The sequence below is a fragment of the Micromonospora sp. DT31 genome (assembly GCF_049841795.1).
In the GTDB taxonomy this organism is placed as follows: Bacteria; Actinomycetota; Actinomycetes; order Mycobacteriales; family Micromonosporaceae; genus Micromonospora.
Genome location: NZ_JBNCKZ010000012.1, coordinates 121267 through 140226 on the forward strand (window position 1 = coordinate 121267; position 18960 = coordinate 140226).

Below are 18960 nucleotides of genomic sequence, written 5' to 3' on the forward strand. Positions count from 1 at the left end.
GATCAGCGACCCCCGCGGCGGGGCCGGTACGTGGCGATCGCGGCGGGCACCCCACGGCGCAGGATGCCGGCCCGGTCGCTGTCTCCGCGCAGCACCGCGGCGGCCGTCTTGCGGGCCTGCTCGGCGGTGAAGTGCGGGGGCAGCATCAGCTCGGCCGGGTCCACCACCGCGTTGACCACCACCGGTCGGTCGGCGTCGAGCGCCCGCTGCCACAGGCCGGGCACCTGCTCGGGGGAGTCGACAAGCTCGCCGCCGAGCCCGAGCACCTCCGCCCACCTGTGGTACGCCACGTCCGGCAGGTCCTGGCTGTCCGGGAACCTCGGCGTGCCCTCGCCGGAGCGCTGCTCCCAACTGACGAACGCGAGGTCCCGGTTGTTGAGCACCAGCACGACGAACCGGGGGTCGGCCCACTCCCGCCAGTACTTCGCCACCGTGATCAGCTCGTTGACGCCGTTCATCTGCATCGCGCCGTCGCCGAGCAACGCGATCACCGGCCGGTCCGGGTGGGCGAACTTCGCCGCCAGCGCGTACGGCAGGCCGCCGCCCATGGACAGCAACGTGCCGGAGAGGCTGGCCAGCATGCCCGGGCGGACCCGCAGGTGGCGGGCGTACCAGGCGGTGGCGGTGCCGCAGTCCACGGCGAGCATCGCGTCGTCGGGCAGCACGTCGTCGAGGGCGGCGAACAGGGACTGCGGGTTGACCGGGTCGGCCGGCTGCGCGGCCAGTTCCCGTTGGGCGGCCCGCCACTTGCCGGTGGCGTCGGCGACGGTGGCCCGCCAGGCGGTCGGCGCCGGGCCGGGGCCCAGCTCGTCGAGCAGGGCGCGCAGGGTCGGTCCGGCGTCGCCGGTCAGGTTCACCTCGGTCGGGTAGCGCAGTCCCATCCGGGTGCCGTCGATGTCGATCTGCACCGCCCGGGCCTGCCCCTCCGGCGGGTAGAACTCCGAGTAGGGCATCTGGCTGCCGACGATCAGCAGTCTGTCGCACTCGCGCATGAGCTGCCAGCTCGGGCGGCTGCCGAGCAGGCCGATCGCGCCGGTCACCCAGGGCTGCCGGTGGTCGACTGCGGTGAAGCCGAGCAGCGCGGTGGCGACCCCGGCGCCGAGCCGGTCGGCGATCCGGCGGACGTCCTCCTCGGCGCCGAGCGCGCCCTGCCCGACCAGCATCGCCACCCGCTCGCCGCCGCGCAGCACATCGGCGGCGTGGCGCACGTCGGCCGGCGGCGGCACGGTCGGCGGGCTGCTGGGCGCCGCGCTGGTGCGGTAGTAGCCGTGCGCGTGCGGCGGCTGCGGCACCGCCGGCTCGTCCTGCACGTCGGCGGGAAGGATCAGGGCGGTCACGGTGCGCCGGGCCAGCGCGGTGCGGCAGGCCCGGTCCACCAGGTGCCGGGCCTGGGACGGGTCGTCGAGCTGGGCCAGGAAGGCCGACGCCACGTCCTTGTAGAGCGCGAGCAGGTCCACCTCCTGGTAGTAGCCGCCGCCCTCGGCGGGCAGCGCGGTGTGCCCGAGCAGGGCCACCACCGGCTGGTGGTCGAGCTTGGCGTCGTAGAGGCCGTTGAGCGCGTGGATCGCACCCGGGCCGCTGGTCACCAGCACGCAGCCGAGCGGCCCGCCGCCGTACTTGACGTGCGCGCCGGCGGCGAATCCGGCGGTCTCCTCGTGCCGGACCTGGATGAAGCGGGCCCGGCCGGCGGCGCGTTGCAGCGCCGAGGTCATGCCGTTGATGCCGTCGCCGGGGTAGCCGTAGTAGCGGTGCACGCCCCACTGCGCGAGCCGGGCCACCAGGTGGTCGGCGACGGTGGCGTCGTGGGGGAGTGTGCCGTCGTCGGTTCGGTCCGCGCCCATTGCGGTGTCCCTTCGTCGCCGTCCGCCTTCCGCCCCGGTTCCCCACCTCGTACCGCGGAAACCCGGCCCGGGGTGGGGCGTCCCGGCGGACCGGGGAGAATCGTCGGGTGCCCGTCCACGAGATCACCGACCCCGACGACGACCGACTCGCCGACTACCGCGCGTTGACCGACGTGGAGCTGCGGACCCGCTGGGAGCCGCCGCACGGGTTGTTCATCGCCGAGGGGGAGCTGGTGCTGCGGCGGGCGTTGCGGGCCGGCTATCCGCCCCGGTCGTTCCTGGTCGACGCGAAGCGGGTGGACCAGCTCGCCGACCTGGACACCGGCGACGCGCCGGTGTACGCGGCCGTGCCGCAGGTGCTCCAGCGGGTCACCGGTTTCCACGTGCACCGGGGTGTGCTGGCCTCGTTCCACCGCACACCGCTGCCGTCGACCGCCGAGGTGCTGGCCGCCGCCCGGCGGGTGGTGATCCTGGAGGACGTGAACAACCACACCAACCTGGGAGCGATCTACCGGGGCGCGGCGGCGCTCGGCGTCGACGCGGTGCTGCTGTCGCCGACCTGTGCCGATCCGCTCTACCGGCGCAGCGTGCGGGTGAGCATGGGTGAGGTGTTCGCGGTGCCGTACGCCAGGCTCGACCGTTGGCCCGACGGGCTGGACCAGGTGCGCGCCGCGGGTTTCACGGTGCTCGCCATGACGCCGGCGCCGGATGCCGTACCGGTGCAGCGGCTGAGCGCGGCGCAGCGGGCGCGGGCGGCGTTGCTGCTCGGGGCCGAGGGGCCGGGCCTGACCGCGGCCGCCCAGGCGGCCAGTGACGTGCGGGTGGTGCTGCCGATGCGGCGTGGGGTGGACTCGTTGAACGTGGCTGCCGCGGCGGCAGTGGCGTTCTGGGAGCTGGGTCGGGACGATCCGATCCCGGACTGACGACCGGCTTGCATGACCATGCGAGCTGATGCATAATCTTCCTTGTGTCCAAGGTTCTCACCTCCCTGCCCATCGGCGAACGTGTCGGCATCGCCTTCTCCGGCGGCCTCGACACCTCGGTCGCGGTCGCGTGGATGCGCGACAAGGGCGCCGTCCCCTGCGCCTACACCGCCGACATCGGCCAGTACGACGAGCCCGACATCGCCTCGGTGCCCGGCCGTGCCCTGAGCTACGGCGCCGAGGTGGCCCGCCTGGTCGACTGCCGCGCCGCCCTGGTCGAGGAGGGCCTGGCGGCCCTGACCTGCGGGGCGTTCCACATCCGCTCCGGCGGGCGGGCCTACTTCAACACCACCCCGCTGGGCCGGGCCGTCACCGGCACGCTGCTGGTGCGGGCCATGGTCGCCGACGACGTGCAGATCTGGGGCGACGGCTCGACGTTCAAGGGCAACGACATCGAGCGGTTCTACCGCTACGGCCTGCTGGCCAACCCGCAACTGCGCATCTACAAGCCGTGGCTGGACACCGACTTCGTCACCGAACTGGGCGGACGCAAGGAGATGTCCGAATGGCTGCTCGAACGCGGCCTGCCCTACCGGGACAGCACCGAGAAGGCATACTCCACCGACGCCAACATCTGGGGCGCCACGCACGAGGCGAAGACCCTGGAACACCTGGACACCGGCATCGAGACGGTCACCCCGATCATGGGCGTGCGGTTCTGGGACCCGGCGGTGGAGATCCCCACCGAGGACGTCACCGTCGGCTTCGACCAGGGCCGTCCGGTGACCATCAACGGCAAGGAGTTCGGCAGCGCCGTGGACCTGGTCCTGGAGGCCAACGCCATCGGCGGCCGGCACGGCCTGGGCATGTCCGACCAGATCGAGAACCGGATCATCGAGGCCAAGAGCCGGGGCATCTACGAGGCCCCCGGCATGGCCCTGCTGCACGCCGCGTACGAGCGGCTGGTCAACGCCATCCACAACGAGGACACGCTCGCCAACTACCACAACGAGGGCCGCCGTCTCGGCCGGCTGATGTACGAGGGCCGCTGGCTCGACCCGCAGGCGCTGATGCTGCGCGAGTCGCTGCAACGCTGGGTCGGCACCGCGGTCACCGGTGAGGTGACGCTGCGGCTGCGCCGCGGCGAGGACTACTCGATCCTGGACACCACCGGTCCGGCGTTCAGCTACCACCCGGACAAGCTGTCGATGGAGCGCACGACGGACTCCGCGTTCGGCCCGTCCGACCGGATCGGCCAGCTCACCATGCGCAACCTGGACATCGCCGACTCCCGGGCGAAGCTGGAGCAGTACGCCTCCGTCGGCATGGTCGGCGGCGGGAACCCGCAGCGGATGGTCGGCGCCGCGCAGGCCGCCTCGACCGGGCTGATCGGCGCGATGCCGCAGGGCGGCGCCGAGGCCATCGCCTCCCGGGGCGTCGCCTCCGCCGAGGACGAGGCGCTCGACCGCGCCGCCATGGAACTCGGCGTCGACTGAGCGCGTCCCCGCGCCGGGCGGGTGTGTCGGTGACATGGGCGGCGCAGGATAGCGTGTCGCCCGTGTTCCCTACCGTGCGTGAGGTGCTGGCCCTGGTGCCCGTGCGCCATGGCATGCCACGCCTGGTCGCCGGGGAGGCCGGGCTGGACCGCCGGGTGCGCTGGGTGCACATCGCCGAGGTGCCCGACATCCCCACCCTGCTCGGCGGCGGGGAACTCGTGCTGACCACCGGCATCGGGCTGCCCGCCGACGACGCCGGGCTGCGCGCGTTCATCGGCGGGCTGGCCGACGTCGGCGCCTCCGGGCTGGTCGTCGAGCTGGGCCGCCGGTACGTCAGCGCGGTGCCCCGGGTGATGGTCGCCGCCGCCGAACGGCGCGGCCTGCCGCTCGTGGAACTGCGCCGGGCCACCCCGTTCGTCCGGATCACCGAGGCGGTGCACGGGCTGGTCGTGGACGCCCAGCTCGCCGAGCTGCGCGCCACCGAGGAGATCCACCAGCGGTTCACCGAGCTGTCCGTGGAGGGCGCCGAACCGGCCGAGGTGCTGCGGCAGGCCGCCGAACTTGCCGGCTGCCCGGTGGTGCTGGAGAACCTGTCCCGGCAGGTCCTCGCGTACGACCCGGCGGGGGAGAGCGCGGAGCTGCTGCTGGACGGCTGGGAGCAGCACTCCCGGCGGATCCGCCCGGACGGGCGCACCGCGTACGACCCGGACAGCGGCTGGCTGGTCACCACCGTCGGCGCGCGCGGGCAGGACTGGGGACGGTTGCTGCTGCGCTGGCCGGCGACCGAGGCGGCCCCGCCGACCCGGCTGACCATCCTGATCGAGCGGGCCGCCTCCACCCTGGCGCTGGGCCGGCTGATCCGGCGCGACGCCGAGGGCCTGGAACGGCAGATCCACCGCACGCTGCTCACCGCGCTGATCGACCACTCCCGCCCGGTCGACGAGGTGGCGCTGCGCGCCAAGGCGCTCGGCGTCGTCCTGGACAGTCGTCACCTGGTCGGCGTGGTGGTCCGGCACCGTGGCGACGAGTCGGCCGGCGACGCCGCCGACGACGAGGCGGGTCACGCGCGACGGGGCGGGCGGCGCGGCGCCGACGCCGCCGGCCCGGAGGCCGGTCCGGCGCGGCTGCGCGACCTCGCCGAGGCGGTCGGCCAGGCCGTCCGCGAGGCCCACCTGACGGCGCTGACCAGTCCCGTCGACGACCAGGCCGTGGGCGCGTTGCTCGCCCTGCCCGACCCGGCCGGCGAGGAGAAGGCGCTCGCCGCGTTCGCCGCCGCGCTACGCCGGGTACGCCTCGACGCCGCCCCGGCCCGACCGGCGCCCGCCCCCCGTCCCGGGCGTCCGGCGGAGGCGGTGGAGGTCGCCTCCCGTGCGGCGCCGCGTGCCGGCCGCCCGGCGGAGGCGACTGCCGCGGCGCGGCCGCTCGACGTGCCGGCGCGCCCGCCGTTCGTGGTGGCCGCGGGCTCCGGGGTGGGCAGCCTGCGGGAGGCGCGCCGCTCCCTGGTCGAGGCGCGGCAGATCGCCGAGGCGGCCCGCCGGGACCCACGTGACCTGCCCTGCTACCGGCTGCCGCACATCGGCCTGGCCGGCCTGCTGCACCTGCTGCGGGACGAACCCCGGCTGCAGACGTTCGTCGAGCGGGAACTCGGCCCCCTGTTGGCCTACGACGCGCAGCACCCCCGGGAGCAGTTGCTCGGCACCCTGCGGGCGTACCTGGAGCAGGGGCGGAACAAGTCGGCCGCGGCGGCCGCGGCCCACCTGTCCCGGCCGGCCTTCTACGAACGGCTGGCCCGGATCGGCCGCATCCTCAACGCCGATCTCGATTCGGTGGACCGGTGCCTGTCCCTGCACGTGGCCCTGCTGGCCCTGGACGCCGTCCGCAGCCCGTGACCGCCGCCGCCGGAGACTCAGGTCAGGTTCTGCAGGGCCTTGGCGTACGGGGCGGGGACGAAGTTCGGGCCGCCGGGGGTGAACACGTCGGCGGTGGCCGCCGCCGACCAGGCGGTGTCCGGCAGCGCCGCCACCAGGGCGCGGACCACGGGTGCGTCCCGCCACTGGTCCTGCTGGGCGAGCAGGCTCAACGCCACCACCGACTCCGCCACCTCGCCGACGCACTCGAACGGCTTGTGCCCGTCGACGCCGAGCAGTTCCCGATAGCCGGGGACCTGGGAGGCGTCGGCGAGCAGGTCGCCGCCGAAGATGCCGGTGAGCCGCTCCCGGGGCATGAACGGGGCCATGGCCAGGAACACGAAGCGGCACTTCGGGCAGTCGCGGCACCAGCGTTCGCTCGCGTCGCGCAGCTTGAACGCGGCGTTGCAGCTGGTCACCACCGCGTCGTAGCGGTCGATCCCGGCGAACAGGCGGGCGATGTGCAGCTCGGACAGCGAGCGCAGCAGCGAGAAGTACGGCTCGGTGAGCCCGGCGTGCTCGGCCAGCGCGGCCCGCAGCAGCCCTTCGGCCTCGACGCCCTTGGACCACTGGTGGTTGATCTCGTGGCCCTGCCAGGTGAGGTTCGGGTCGGACGCGGACCGCTCGTTGGACATCACCACCGGCCCGAGGCCGTGCAGCACGGCGGTGGCGACCGCGATCAGCGAGTTGATCGCGGTGACCGGGATGTGGCCGTTGCGCGCGCCGGCCGCGTTCAGGTCGAACAGCACCGGGTCCAGCCGCCGCCGGGCGGCCAGCGGCACCAGGTCGGACGCCTCGTTGACGGCCACGATCACGTGGTTCGGGTTGACCGAGAACGGCACCGGGTCGAGGCCGGCGCGCCGCAGCGCCTCCAGCGACACGATGGAGTCCTTGCCGCCGCCCACCGCCGACAGCGGACGTCGGTCGGAGTTGTCCAGTGGCGTCGCCGGCTCCACGGTCCCGGACGGCACCTCGGGGCGCAGCTTGAGCACGTGCGGCAGCTCGTTGCGGTACGCGTACTCGGCGAGGCCCTTGGTGTAGACGGCGGTGACCAGCTCGACCGCGGCGGCGCCCAGGGGCGCGGGCAGCAGCAGCCGGGGCGGCGCGGCGGCCTTGTAGTAGCTGACCCCGGCCACCACGTGCAGCAGTTCCAGGACCCGGGCCAGGGTGGCCGCGGTGGCGTCGTCGACCGGTTCGGCGGGCACCGGAAGCGTGAGCACCTCGGTGAATCGCCGCTCGCCGTCGGGACCGGTGAGGGCGTAGTCGAACAGGACCTCACCGGTGGCGAAGTCGATCGAGTAGGACGGGAAGGTGAAGGCGTCCATCCGCCGCAGCTGCTCGTTGGGCACACGCCATACTAGGCCCTGGTTCGCCCACCCGTGTCCGGCTGGGCCGACCCCGTCCGAGCAGCCACCGAGTCCGAGGAGAGCCCGTGCGCCTGTCTGATCTGCGCGGCCGGCACGTCGCCGTCTGGGGCGCCGGCCGCGAGGGCCGGGCCGCGGTGACGGCGATCGCCGCGCACGGCCCGGCCGGTCTGGTGGTCGTCGACGACAGTGCGAACGCCGGCACGCTGACCTGGGAGGGGCCGCTCGCCGCAGCCGCGCCGCTGGCCACCGGCGGGGAGTGCTTCGCGCGGCTGGCCGCCGCCGACGTGGTGGTCCGGTCGCCGGGGGTCCCGAGCACCCATCCGTGGATGGTCGAGCTGCGTGGTCGCGGCGTGCCGGTGACCCAGGGCAGCGCGTTGTGGATGGCCGACCACGCCGACCGGACCGTCGGGGTGACCGGCAGCAAGGGCAAGAGCACCACCTCCAGCCTGATCAGTCACCTGCTCACCGCGATGGACCGGCCGAACGTGTTCGGCGGCAACATCGGCGTGCCGCTGCTGGACCTGCCGGAGGCGGAGCGCTACGTGCTGGAGCTGTCCAGCTACCAGTGCGCCGACCTGACCGACTCACCCCGGGTGGCGGTGGTGACCGCGTTGTTCCCCGAGCACCTGGACGCGCACGGCGGGGAACGGGAGTACTACCGGGACAAGCTGAACCTGCTCGCCCACGGTCCGCAGACCGTGGTGGTCAACGGCACCGACCCGCGGCTGGCGGCGGAGCTGGGTGACCGCCCGGTGGTGCGGGCCGGCCTGCCGGACACCACCCACGTGACGTCCGGTCCGGACGGGACGCCCTGGTTCCACCTGCGCGGCACGCCGCTGTTCGCGCGCGGGGTGCTGCCGCTGGTCGGGCGGCACAACGAGGGCAACCTGTGTGTCGCGCTGGCCGTGCTCGACGCGCTCGGCGTGGACGTGGTGGCCCGGCGGGACAGCCTCGCCGTGGCGGTGGCCGAGTTCCAGGGGTTGGCTCACCGGCTCACCGAGATTCCCGACCCGTCCGGGCTCACGTTCGTCGACGACACGCTGGCCACCAGCCCGTACGCGGCCATGCACGCGATCGACGCGTACGAGGGACGGCCGCTGACCGTGATCGTCGGCGGCACCGACCGGGGGTTGGACTACCGCCCGCTGCGGGAGCACCTCGCCGAGCGGGAGATCACCGTGATCGGCATCCCGGACAGCGGCCCTCGGATCGTCGAGGCGCTGTCCGGGCTGCCGACGGTCCGTACCGAACTGGCCGACGACCTGGTCGCGGCCGTCGGGCTGTCCCGCAAGCTCACCCCGGCCGGTGGGGTGGTGCTGCTGTCGCCGGCCGCGCCGAGCTACGGCCGGTTCCGCAACTTCGAGCACCGCTCGGAGGTGTTCGCGCAGGCGGTCGCCGACACGGCCCGCTGAGTTCAGGTCCGGTCGGCCGGGGCGCCCCGGGACCATCCCGGTTCGGTCGGCGCGATCCGGTCGATCCGCTCCGTCGGCCGGTCGTCGTGCGCCGGCCCGTCCTCGTGCGCCGGCATGATGTCGTGCGCCGGCCGGTCGTCGTGCGCCGGCATGATGTCGTCCACGAGCGGGTTGTCGTGCGCCGGCCGGGTGTCGTCCCCCGACTCCGGCGTGGGCCGGGTGTCGTCGGCCGGTTCCCGGGGCCCGGGAACCGTCGCCGGAGCGACGCGCCGCCCGGTCGGGGTCCAGGCGAACGCCAGCGCCCCGCCGACGAGCGCCAGCAGCATGCCGATCAGGAAGCCGCCCAGGTTGGAGGTGAGCCAGGAGACCAGCCCGAGCAGCAGGGACAGCAGCGCGTAGAAGACCCGCTGCTGCGGGGTGGTGATCAGCAGGACCCCGCAGATCACCAGGACGGCCGGCACGAGGTACGCGGCCAGCCCCTGCGGGCCGATGTGCAGCAGCACCCCGAGCGGCGCGCGCAGCGTCACCAGCATCTCCGCGCCGCCGAGCGCGATGAGCAGCCCGGCGGTGAACGGCCGGGCCCGCCGCCAATGCCGCCAACGTACGCGGACACCGGCGGCCGGCGCGGTGTGCTGTCCGGCGGTCACCTCAGCACCCGTCGGAGCTGAAGCCCATGCGCAGGTTGGGCAGGGTGAAGACCGCGGCCGTGGTGGCGTAGTTGTTCTGCCGCAGCTTGGTGATGGTCACCGTGTCGGCCTGCTGGGCGAAGACGCCCGGGTTGCCCTTGACCCCGGGCACCTGGTCGACGGTGCTGGCGTCCTGCCCGACGTTGATGTTCTTGAACGAGGCGTTGCCGGCGACTTCGTCGCCGTCGACCACGAGGGTGCGGGCGCTGACCGGCTTGCCGGCGTTGCCGGCGGTGATCCGCAGGTTGGTGCCGCCGAGGTTGATGCTCTGGCAGAGGTTGGTCAGCTCGGCCTTGTCGATCGCCGACACGATGACGAGCACCTGGCCGCCGGTGTCGCCCTGGTTGGGGCTGTCCGGGATCATCTGGTCGAGCGTGGCGAACTGCTCGAAGCCGGTGCCCTCCAGCCTGTCGGCGGTGACGGTGAACGGCATTCCCGAGATGGCAAATTGCGCGCCGAGCACACCCTGGGCGGTAAGCACCACCATGCCGGCGGCGCCGGCCACCACGGTGCCGAGCGTGACGGCGAATCGGCGCCAGCGCACGCCGCCACCTGCTTGGTTCGCGTCGTCGTGTTCGATTTGATCCGCCATTCCGACTCCTCTCGAGATCAATTCCCGCGACGGTGTGAGCTGGTTCTCGCGCGGGGTGTCACGCCGGAGGGCGCAGGCCGAAGTTACCGCCGAGTAAAGGGGCGGTCAACAATATGTAGCTAATAGATCGGCGTCATGTGCGAAATGTAGCCAAAGTGAAAAACCGCAGCGGTTTGTCATCGGTCAGGGTTGGCCGCCGGGTGCGCACGGCGCGGTCGCCGCCGGCCCGTCCTCGGGGCCCTGCGCACGCGCGGCCCGCCGTGCCTGGTCCCGGCCGAGGAAGGGCGCGGTCGCCGCATAGGTGAGCGCGGGCAGCAGCAGCGGCAACTCCTCGGCCCGACCCTGCGCCACCCGTTCCCGGACGGTGGCGTGGATACCACCGACCACTGTGGACACCAGTGCCGCCCGGTCCACTCCCGTGGGGGCCGGGCCCGCGTCGGCGAAGAACCGGCGGAAGCTGTGCAGCAGCGCGTCCCGTTCCCGCCAGGCGTCCGGCCCGGCCGCGTCCACCTCCACGAGCGCCATCCGGGCGAACGCCGGCACGCTGGCCAGCACGTCGAGCAGCATGCGCAGGGCTGCCCGGGCGGCGTCCGGCCACGTCGGACCGGCCTGCCGGTAGGCGTCCTCCATCAGCTGTGACACCACCGCGACCCCGTGCCGGTACGCCGCCAGGAACGCGTCCTGCTTGCCGCTGAACAGGGCGTAGAAGGCCGGCCGGGTGACCCCGGCGGCGTGGCAGATGTCGGTGACCCGGGCGCTGTCGTACCCCCGGCTCGCGACCTCGCGGACCAGCCCGTCGAAGAGGCGGTCGCGCTGCGTGGCGGCGACCTCCTCGGCCGGCACGCGGCGCGGGCCGCGCTTGATGGCGCGGTCCGGGTCACGACCGTGCCGGGCGCCCGGCAGGGTGGCGGTGGTCGGTGGTGGGGGCGGCAGCGTCACTCATCGACCTTTCTGGATGCGTTGACTTTGCGACCCTCCGGGGTTTATAACTTTCGACACGCTCAGTTCGTGTCTCGTCACCGTTGGTGATCTCCGGTCACGCGTCGAAGGAGGATCGGATGTCAGCCATTATCGGCGCCCGCACCCGTCCGCCCAAGGCCGGGAAGAGCCAGGTGACGCGGCACCGCCGCACCGCACCACGCCGCCGGGCCCGCTGAGGCCCGCCGACGCACCACCGACGGCGGCCCGACCTCGGCCGCCCACCGGCCCCGTCCGTCCGGACGCCGCCGCACGTTCCCGCTCCACCACCGGAAGGAAGAACCATGCCCAGGTACGGACGCCTCGGCGCGGCCCTCGCCGCCCTGACGCTGCTGACCGGTCTGGTCGGCGCCACCCCCGCCTCCGCCGCCCCCACCACGTCCCTGGCCAGCGCCGTGCTGACCTACCCGACCGCGGGCGGCACCGCCGTCTCGGTCAACGACGTCATCCAGGCCAGCCTCAAGACCGGCACCAACGCCACGTTCTACAACTCGACGAGCGGCAGCACCGGCGTCAGGTGCGCCGCGTCCACGTTCAGCGCCAAGGTGCTGACCAACCCCACGGCCCCCGGCACCGCCACCGAGAGCCTCACCGCGCAGTCGTTCACCAGCTGCACGACGAACATCTTCGGCACCACCGGCGTGCAGAGCGTGGCCGTCAACAACCTGCCCTACGCCACCTCGGTCACCAGCGCCGGCGTGGTCACCATCTCCGGCACCGCGACCGCGCCGATCCAGAGCACCGTCGTGCTCAGCTCCCTGCTCGGCACGATCACCTGCGTCTACCGGACCAGCACGAACAAGCTCGTCGGCACCGCGTCCAACGCCACCAACTCGATCACCTTCACCAACCAGCCGCTGACCAAGTTCTCCGGCCCGTCGCTGTGCTTCGGCACCGCCTACTTCACCGCCACGTACTCGCCGATCCGGGACACCAGCAAGACCGGCAGCCCGGCCGTCTACGTCAACGCCTCCTGACCACCCGGCGCACCGGCCGGCTCGCGGCGCACGCCGCGCGCCGGCCCACCGGCGTGCAATGCGTCGCCGGCCCACCGGCGTGGCGGTACCCGCCTGACGTGGTGTCAGGCCGTCGCCCTCCGCGCGCGACACAGTGGCAGTTGTCCCTACCCGGTCGGGATGGGAGCGTGCGGGGACCGAACCGCCGCGAAAGGGTGCGCCGATGACCTCCGACGACCTGCTGGCCCGGCACCGTGCCGTGCTTCCGTCCTGGATGCCGCTGTACTACGCCGAACCGCTGGAACTGGTCGCCGGCGCCGGCCGCCGGGTGACCGACGCCGCCGGACGCACCTATCTGGACTTCTTCGGCGGTGTGCTGACCACCATGGTCGGCTACGACATCCCGGAGATCCGCGAGGCGGTCGAGCGGCAACTGCGCACCGGCATCGTGCACACGTCCACGCTCTACCTGATCCGCCAGCAGGTCGAACTGGCCGAGAAGGTGGCCCGGCTCTCCGGCATCCCGGACGCCCGGGTCTTCTTCACCAACTCCGGCACCGAGGCGAACGAGGCCGCGCTGCTGGTCGCCACGAACCACCGGCGCTCGCACCAGATCCTCGCGGTGCGCAACAGCTACCACGGCCGGTCGTACGCGACGATGGGCGCCACCGGCAACCGTGGCTGGTCGGCCAGCGCGCTCAACCCGTTGCAGGTGGCCTGGCTGCACTCCGGTGAGCGGCTGCGCGGCCTGCTGGCCCGCCTCGACGCCGACGACCGGGTCGAGGCGGCCGCGGAGGACCTGCGCGAGGTGCTCGCCACCCAGACCGCCGGCGACGTGGCCTGCCTGATCGCCGAGCCGGTCCAGGGTGTCGGCGGCTTCGTGCACGGCCCGGACGGGCTCTTCGCCGCCTGGAAGAAGGTCCTCGACGAGCACGGCATCCTGCTGGTCAGCGACGAGGTGCAGACCGGGTGGGGGCGCACCGGCGAGCACTTCTGGGGCTACCAGGCACACGGCGTGACGCCGGACCTGCTGACCTTCGCCAAGGGCATCGGCAACGGCTTCGCGCTGGCCGGCGTGGTCGGCCGGGCCGAGGTGCTGGAGTCGGTGCCGGCGATCAGCTTCTCCACGTTCGGCGGCAACCCGGTCTCCACCGCCGCCGGCAACGCGGTGCTCGACTACCTGCTCGACCACGACCTGCAGGCCAACGCGGCCCGGGTCGGCGCGATCCTCGCCGACGGCCTGCGCGCGGCCACCGCCGGCCTGGACCGGGTCGCCGAGGTGCGCGGCAAGGGCCTGATGCTCGCGGTCGAGTTCGTCCACCCCGGCACCGTCGAGCCGGACCCGGCGCTGACCGCGCGGGTCTTCGAGGCGTGCCGGGACGGTGGCCTGCTGGTCGGCAAGGGCGGCCTGTACGGCAACGTGATCCGGATGGGCCCCCCGCTGACGCTCACCGAGGACGAGGCCCGCGAGGGCCTGGCGATCCTGGTCGAGGCGATCCGGTCGTCCCTCTAGGGAGCCGGTGCGGCCCGCCCAACGGCGGGTCGCACCGGGCCTTCCGGCCGGACCTGGGGCGGCGTGGGTAACGGATCGGCCATCAACTCTTGTGGTCCGGGTCGCACTGTCGTAGAAATTCTTCAGCAGTAATACCTTCCGTGAAGACAAACGACAGATTCTCACTGTGCGTACCCGAACCCAGGAGATGCGATGAACAGGCGTGAGATCCTCCAGCGCAGCGCCGCCGCCGGCCTGCTGGCCACCCCCGCCGCCGGCCTGCTGGCCGGCTGTGCCACCTCCGGGGGTGACGACAAGGGCGACGCCGAGACGTACAAGGGCACCAAGAGCGAGCAGAACCCGCTCGGGGTCGCCGAGGACGCACCGCTGGAGGTGGTGATCTTCAACGGCGGCTTCGGCGAGGACTACGCCAAGGCCCACGAGGCCATGTACAAGGAGAAGTACCCGAAGGCAACGATCAAGCACTCGGCCACCGCGGAGATCAGCAAGACGCTCCAGCCCCGCTTCGTCGACGGCACCCCGCCGGACGTGGTCAACAACTCCGGCGCCGGCCAGATCGACTTCAACGGCCTGGTCTCGCAGAACGCGCTGGCCGACCTCGGCGAGCTGCTCGCCGCGCCCAGCCTCGACACGCCCGGCAAGACGGTCAAGGACACACTGCTGCCCGGCACCGTCGAGGTCGGCTCCTACGACGGCCGGTTCCTGGTGCTCAACTACACCTACACGGCGTACGGCATCTGGCACTCCACCAAGCTCTTCGCCGACCGTGGCTGGGAGAACGCGAAGACCTGGGACGCGCACATCGCGCTCTGTCGCCGGATCAAGGCCGCCGGCATCGCCCCCTGGGTCTACCCGGGCGCGCACCCGCGCTACATGAGCTGGCCGGTGATCTCCACCGCGATCAAGCTGGGCGGGCCGTCCGTCGCGCTGGCCATCGACAACCTGGAGCCCAACGCCTGGACCTCCGAGGCCATGAAGACCGCCGCCGACGCCTGGCACCAGATCGTCAAGGACAAGCTCATCCTCGCCGGCTCACCGGGCCTGGACCACAAGCAGGCGCAGACCGCCTGGTGCCAGGGCAAGGCCGCGTTCATCTCCTGCGGCTCCTGGCTGGAGAACGAGCAGAAGGACGTCACGCCGGCCGGGTTCAACATGACCGTCGTGCCGACGCCGAGCCTGGGCAGCGGCGACAAGCTGCCGTACGAGGCGATCCGGGGCACCGCGGGCGAGCCGTTCATGGTCCCGGCGAAGGCGAAGAACGTCGCCGGCGGGTTGGAGTACTTCCGCACCATGCTCTCCCGCAAGGGCGCCCAGGACTTCACCAAGAAGGTCGCCAGCCTGCCCGTCGTCGCCGGTGCCACCGAGGGCATCGACCTGCCGTTCGGGCTCGCCACGGTGGCGAAGGCGCTGGACGCGTCCGGCTCCAACGGCTTCAACTGGGTCTACAACAGCTACTACCGCAAGCTGGAGCGCAACCTCGTCGACGCGGCCTGCGGCGAGTTCTTCAGCGGCCGGATCGGGCCGGCCGAGTTCCTCGCCCAGTGCCAGAAGGGCGCCGACTCGATCGCGGCGGACAGCTCCGTCAAGAAATACAAGCGGTCCGCCTGATGCGACAGGGTCGCTACCCCCTGATCCTGACGTTCCTGCTGCCTCCACTGGCGTTGTACGGCATCTTCGTCATCTCGCCGTACCTCCAGGCGTTTCAGATCTCCACCACCGACTGGCTGGGCTACTCCGCGCAGGCCGACCCGGTCGGCCTGGCGAACTTCCGCGCGCTTCTCGACGACGGGTACGTCTGGAACGCGCTGAAGAACAATGCGATCCTGCTCGTCGTGGTGCCGGTGGTGACCATCACGCTGGGCCTGTTCTTCGCCAGCATGCTCGCCATGGGGGGCCGCAAGGGACGAGCCGGGGTGACCGGGGTGCGGGGCACCTCGGTCTACCGGCTCGTCTACTTCTTCCCGCAGGTGCTCTCCGTGGTGATCATCGCGTTGCTGTGGAAGCAGGTGTTCAGCCCGACAAGCGGCCTGCTCAACGGAGCGCTGCGCACTTTCGGGCTGGCCACCCCGGCCTGGCTCGGCGACCCGCGGTTCGCGTTCTGGTGCGTGCTGGCCGTGATGGTGTGGAGCAACGTCGGCTTCTACGTGGTGCTCTTCGGCGCGGCCATGCAGGCCATCCCGCGTGACATCTACGAGGCGGTGCTGCTCGACGGGGCGTCCCGCGCCGTGATGCTCTGGAAGATCACCATCCCGTTGCTCTGGGACACCATCCAGGTGGCCTGGATCTACCTGGCCATCGCGGCGCTGGACGGCTTCATCCTGGTGCAGCTCATGACGAACGGCGGACCGAACTCCTCCTCCGACGTGATCGGCCTGCGGATGTACGACACCTCCTTCGGCACGGAGAACAAGTTCGGGTACGCCTCGGCGATCGGCGTGGCGATGTTCTTCCTGACCCTCTCGGTGGCGGTGCTCGCGCTGCGCACCGCCCGGCGTGATCGGATCGAGTACTCGTGACCACCGTGGACGCCGGCGCCGAGACCGCCGACCCGCCCCGCACCACCCGCCCGGCCGACCGGCCACCGCGCCGGGAACTGGGTGTGGCGAACGTCTTCTCGCACGGCTTCCTGCTGCTCTGGGCGGCGATGACCGTGCTGCCGTTGGCCTGGATGGTGCTCAGTTCGCTGAAGAGCAGCGGCGAGATCATCGCCGACCCGTGGGGGCTGCCCGAAGCGCTGCGGTTCGACAACTGGGCTCGCGCCTGGACCACCGCGCACATCGGTCGGTTCTTCGCCAACAGCCTCGTGGTGGTGGCCGGCTCGCTGAGCCTGACCATGGCCCTCGGCGCCACCGCCGCGTACGTCTTCGCGCGCTACGAGTTCCGCGGCCGGCAGGTCGTCTACTACCTGTTCGTCGGCGGCATGATGTTCCCGGTGTTCCTGGCCCTGGTGCCGTTGTTCTTCGTGGTGCGCAGCGTCGGCCTGCTGGGCACCTGGCCCGGGTTGATCCTGGTCTACACGGCCTACTCGCTGCCGTTCACGGTGTTCTTCCTGACCGCGTTCTTCCGGACGCTGCCGACCTCGGTGGCGGAGGCCGCGATGATCGACGGGTGTGGGCACTTCCGGCTCTTCTTCCGGGTCATGCTGCCGATGGCCCGTCCGGGACTGATCAGCGTCGCCATCTTCAACTTCCTCACCCACTGGAACCAGTTCCTGCTGCCCCAGGTCCTCCTCCCCGATGACGGCCAGGACCGGATGCTCGCTCAGGGGCTGAGTTCGCTCACGGTGAGCCAGGGCTACGCCGGCGACTATGCCCAGCTCTTCGCCGGCCTGACCATCGCAGTGCTGCCGGTGCTCGTGGCGTACGTGGCGTTCCAGCGGCAGGTCCAGTCCGGCCTGACCGCCGGGCAGCTCAAGTGAGGCGGTTGCCACAGGCAACGGGACAGTGTGGACGGCCGGATCGCTCTAGGGTGGGCCGGCACGCTCATCTATCGACAGGAATGCCATGTTCTTTCTCATCTACACGCTGTTGCTGCTGCTCGGCGGCATCGCAATGATCGCGGTCGGCGTGGCCGTCAAGGAGCAGGGGACCGGCGCGCGGATCCTCAACGTCATCGCCGGTGTGGCCTTCTTCGGATACGGCTTCTACCTGCTGTTCCTCTTCGACGGCGACAGCTACCGGATCTTCTTCTACGCCTTCATCCTGCCGATCCTGCTGATCGTGCGTGCGGTGAAGGCGCGCAAGGGGGCACGCGAGCAGGCCGGCGCGCAGCAGTTCGCGGGTGCGCCGTCGTTCCCGGGTGCGCAGCAGCACCCGGGCGGGCCCGCGTTCCCCGGTGGCCAGCAGTTCCCCGGTGGCCAGCAGTACCCGGTTGGCCAGCAGTACCCGGTTGGCCAGCAGCACCCGGGCGGCCAGCAGCACCCGGGCGGGCCGCAGCAGCCGGGCACGTACCCGGCGGCGGGGCACGGCCAGGCTGGTCCCGCGTTCCCGCCCGCCCCCGGCCAGGCCGCACCCTACGGTGCCGCGCCGCAGGGCCAGCCGGCCCCGCAAGGCTGGCACCCGACTCAGCAGGGGCAACAAGACCGATACTGATCGGCCTGAACGCCGGCCCGCACGCCGGAGTCGGGCAGTGGATGGAATGCCATGGGTGTCAAGAGCGGGGTCAGGAGACCCGTGGCGTTCCACCCGGCGGGCGGGCGTCCCGCAGGCGGCTCGCGGGCGGGTCTCGGTGCGACGGCGGCCGGACCGGGTCAGGTGGGTGGCGGGACCAGGCGGGCGTGCAGCGCCGCCGGGTCGATCACCTCGGGCAGGTCGCGGGCGGCGAGCCAGGCCGCCGCGGCGGCCCCGTCCCCGGCCCCGGCCAGCGGGGCGTCGGGCCAGCGGGCCGCCAGTTCCGCGCGTACCGCGCCGGCCAGCGGGGTGTCGCCGGTGAGCAGGCCACCACCGAGCACCACCGGGTCGGTCGCGTCGGGCGGCCGGATCCTCCAGATGCTTTCCGCCAGCAGCGCGGCGGCTTCGGTGACGAGCGCGACGGCGGCGGGCTCGCCCTGCCGGGCCGCCGTGACCACGAGCGGTGCGAGCCGGGCCAGGTCCACCGGCGGGCGGCGGGTCACCGCCTGCACCACGGCCGCGGCGGTGGCCCGGGGTCGGGCGGCCACCTCGGTCGAGCCGGTCAGCTCGGCGAGCACCTGCCGGGCCAGCGCACCGGGCGCGACCGCCCGGTCCAGGTCGGTCAGCAGGCTGCGGACCGCCTCGCGGCCGAGCCAGAATCCCGAGCCGGCGTCGCCGAGCAGCCAGCCGTGTCCGTCGGCGGTGCGGTCCAGGCGCAGGTCGCGCACCTGGGCGGCGATCGCGCCGGTGCCGGCGATGAGCACGGTGCCGTCCGGGGCGGCGGTGCCGGAGGCGTAGGCGACCAGGGCGTCGCCGTGCACGGTGTACGGACACCGTAGCCCCGCCGCGGTCCACGCCTGGTCGAACGCGTCCCGGCCCCGAGGGTCGGCCAGGAGGCGTCCGGCCCCGGCGAGGCCGATGACGCCCGCGCGTACCCGGGTCGGGTCCACCTCGGCGAGCGCGGCGCGCAGGGCGGTGAGCAGCTCGCCGGCGGCCCGTTCCGCGCCGTGGCTGGTCGGGTTGCCGCCGCCGGCGTGGCCGGTGCCCAGGCGTACGCCGTCGAGGTCGACCGCCGCGGCGCGAGTGGACGTACCTCCGACATCGAGGCCAACCACGACGGTGTCCGACATGGCTTTCATGCTCGTCCGCCGCGTGGTCGGGGCGCAAGATCCCGGCCCGA

The 18960-nt window shown here is 72.6% G+C and carries 16 protein-coding genes; 10 read left to right on the forward strand and 6 right to left on the reverse strand.

The genetic code is table 11. From position 1 onward, the window contains the following. Window positions 1-2 precede the first annotated feature (2 nt). Complete coding sequence (locus ACLQ2X_RS20335) at window positions 3-1841, reverse strand: thiamine pyrophosphate-requiring protein (RefSeq protein WP_425682636.1); 1839 nt, start codon at window positions 1839-1841, stop codon at window positions 3-5. Window positions 1842-1948: 107 nt separating this feature from the next. Between ACLQ2X_RS20335 and ACLQ2X_RS20340 the strand changes: the two genes are divergently transcribed. From ACLQ2X_RS20340 to ACLQ2X_RS20350, 3 genes are read left to right on the forward strand one after another with little or no spacing between them, the layout of a single operon-like run. Further along, complete coding sequence (locus ACLQ2X_RS20340; RefSeq protein ID WP_425682637.1) at window positions 1949-2764, forward strand: TrmH family RNA methyltransferase; 816 nt, start codon at window positions 1949-1951, stop codon at window positions 2762-2764. Between the two features lie 44 nt (window positions 2765-2808). Next, window positions 2809-4260, forward strand: a complete 1452-nt coding sequence (gene argG, locus ACLQ2X_RS20345) for an argininosuccinate synthase (RefSeq protein ID WP_425682638.1) — start codon at window positions 2809-2811, stop codon at window positions 4258-4260. Window positions 4261-4313: 53 nt separating this feature from the next. Further along, complete coding sequence (locus ACLQ2X_RS20350) at window positions 4314-6149, forward strand: PucR family transcriptional regulator (RefSeq protein ID WP_425682639.1); 1836 nt, start codon at window positions 4314-4316, stop codon at window positions 6147-6149. A 17-nt stretch (window positions 6150-6166) separates the two neighbouring features. On the opposite strand, the gene ACLQ2X_RS20355 is transcribed toward ACLQ2X_RS20350, so the two are convergent. Next, a complete protein-coding gene (locus ACLQ2X_RS20355; protein WP_425682640.1) occupies window positions 6167-7516 on the reverse strand; it encodes a hypothetical protein in 1350 nt (449 codons plus the stop codon). 83 nt (window positions 7517-7599) lie between these two features. On the opposite strand from ACLQ2X_RS20355, the gene murD reads away from it, so the two are divergent. After that, a complete protein-coding gene (gene murD / locus ACLQ2X_RS20360; RefSeq protein ID WP_425682641.1) occupies window positions 7600-8946 on the forward strand; it encodes a UDP-N-acetylmuramoyl-L-alanine--D-glutamate ligase in 1347 nt (448 codons plus the stop codon). A 2-nt stretch (window positions 8947-8948) separates the two neighbouring features. Here murD and ACLQ2X_RS20365 read toward each other — a convergent pair whose 3' ends face one another. From ACLQ2X_RS20365 to ACLQ2X_RS20375, 3 genes are all read right to left on the reverse strand, one after another. Beyond that, a complete protein-coding gene (locus ACLQ2X_RS20365) occupies window positions 8949-9593 on the reverse strand; it encodes a DUF6114 domain-containing protein (protein ID WP_425682642.1) in 645 nt (214 codons plus the stop codon). Between the two features lies 1 nt (window position 9594). Then, the gene (locus tag ACLQ2X_RS20370) at window positions 9595-10224 is read right to left on the reverse strand and encodes a DUF6230 family protein (protein ID WP_425682643.1); all 630 of its coding nucleotides are present in this window, start codon (window positions 10222-10224) and stop codon (window positions 9595-9597) included. A gap of 183 nt (window positions 10225-10407) precedes the next feature. Beyond that, window positions 10408-11163, reverse strand: coding sequence for a TetR/AcrR family transcriptional regulator (locus tag ACLQ2X_RS20375; protein WP_425682644.1), 756 nt, complete (start codon window positions 11161-11163; stop codon window positions 10408-10410). Between the two features lie 323 nt (window positions 11164-11486). Here ACLQ2X_RS20375 and ACLQ2X_RS20380 point away from each other — a divergent pair, with 323 nt between their 5' ends. The 6 genes from ACLQ2X_RS20380 (at window position 11487) to ACLQ2X_RS20405 (ending at window position 17762) form a co-directional block, all read left to right on the forward strand. After that, entirely contained in the window at window positions 11487-12179 is a 693-nt protein-coding gene (locus ACLQ2X_RS20380; protein ID WP_425682645.1) for a Tat pathway signal sequence domain protein, read from the forward strand. Between the two features lie 202 nt (window positions 12180-12381). Then, window positions 12382-13671, forward strand: a complete 1290-nt coding sequence (locus ACLQ2X_RS20385) for an aspartate aminotransferase family protein (RefSeq protein WP_425682646.1) — start codon at window positions 12382-12384, stop codon at window positions 13669-13671. Window positions 13672-13863: 192 nt separating this feature from the next. Next, window positions 13864-15279: an N-acetylglucosamine/diacetylchitobiose ABC transporter substrate-binding protein gene (gene ngcE / locus ACLQ2X_RS20390; protein ID WP_425682647.1), complete on the forward strand. Its 1416-nt coding sequence runs from the start codon at window positions 13864-13866 to the stop codon at window positions 15277-15279. Continuing rightward, complete coding sequence (locus ACLQ2X_RS20395; RefSeq protein WP_425682648.1) at window positions 15279-16187, forward strand: carbohydrate ABC transporter permease; 909 nt, start codon at window positions 15279-15281, stop codon at window positions 16185-16187. The genes ngcE and ACLQ2X_RS20395 overlap by 1 nt, the downstream gene beginning before the upstream one ends. Next, window positions 16184-17089 carry a carbohydrate ABC transporter permease gene (locus tag ACLQ2X_RS20400; RefSeq protein WP_425682649.1) on the forward strand — a complete coding sequence of 302 codons (906 nt, stop codon included), beginning with the start codon at window positions 16184-16186 and terminating at the stop codon, window positions 17087-17089. The genes ACLQ2X_RS20395 and ACLQ2X_RS20400 overlap by 4 nt, the downstream gene beginning before the upstream one ends. Before the next feature lie 85 nt (window positions 17090-17174). Continuing rightward, window positions 17175-17762, forward strand: coding sequence for a hypothetical protein (locus ACLQ2X_RS20405; protein ID WP_425682650.1), 588 nt, complete (start codon window positions 17175-17177; stop codon window positions 17760-17762). 158 nt (window positions 17763-17920) lie between these two features. Here the strand turns inward: ACLQ2X_RS20405 and ACLQ2X_RS20410 are convergent, their stop codons facing one another. Next, window positions 17921-18910, reverse strand: coding sequence for an N-acetylglucosamine kinase (locus ACLQ2X_RS20410; protein WP_425682651.1), 990 nt, complete (start codon window positions 18908-18910; stop codon window positions 17921-17923). Window positions 18911-18960: the final 50 nt, after the last annotated feature.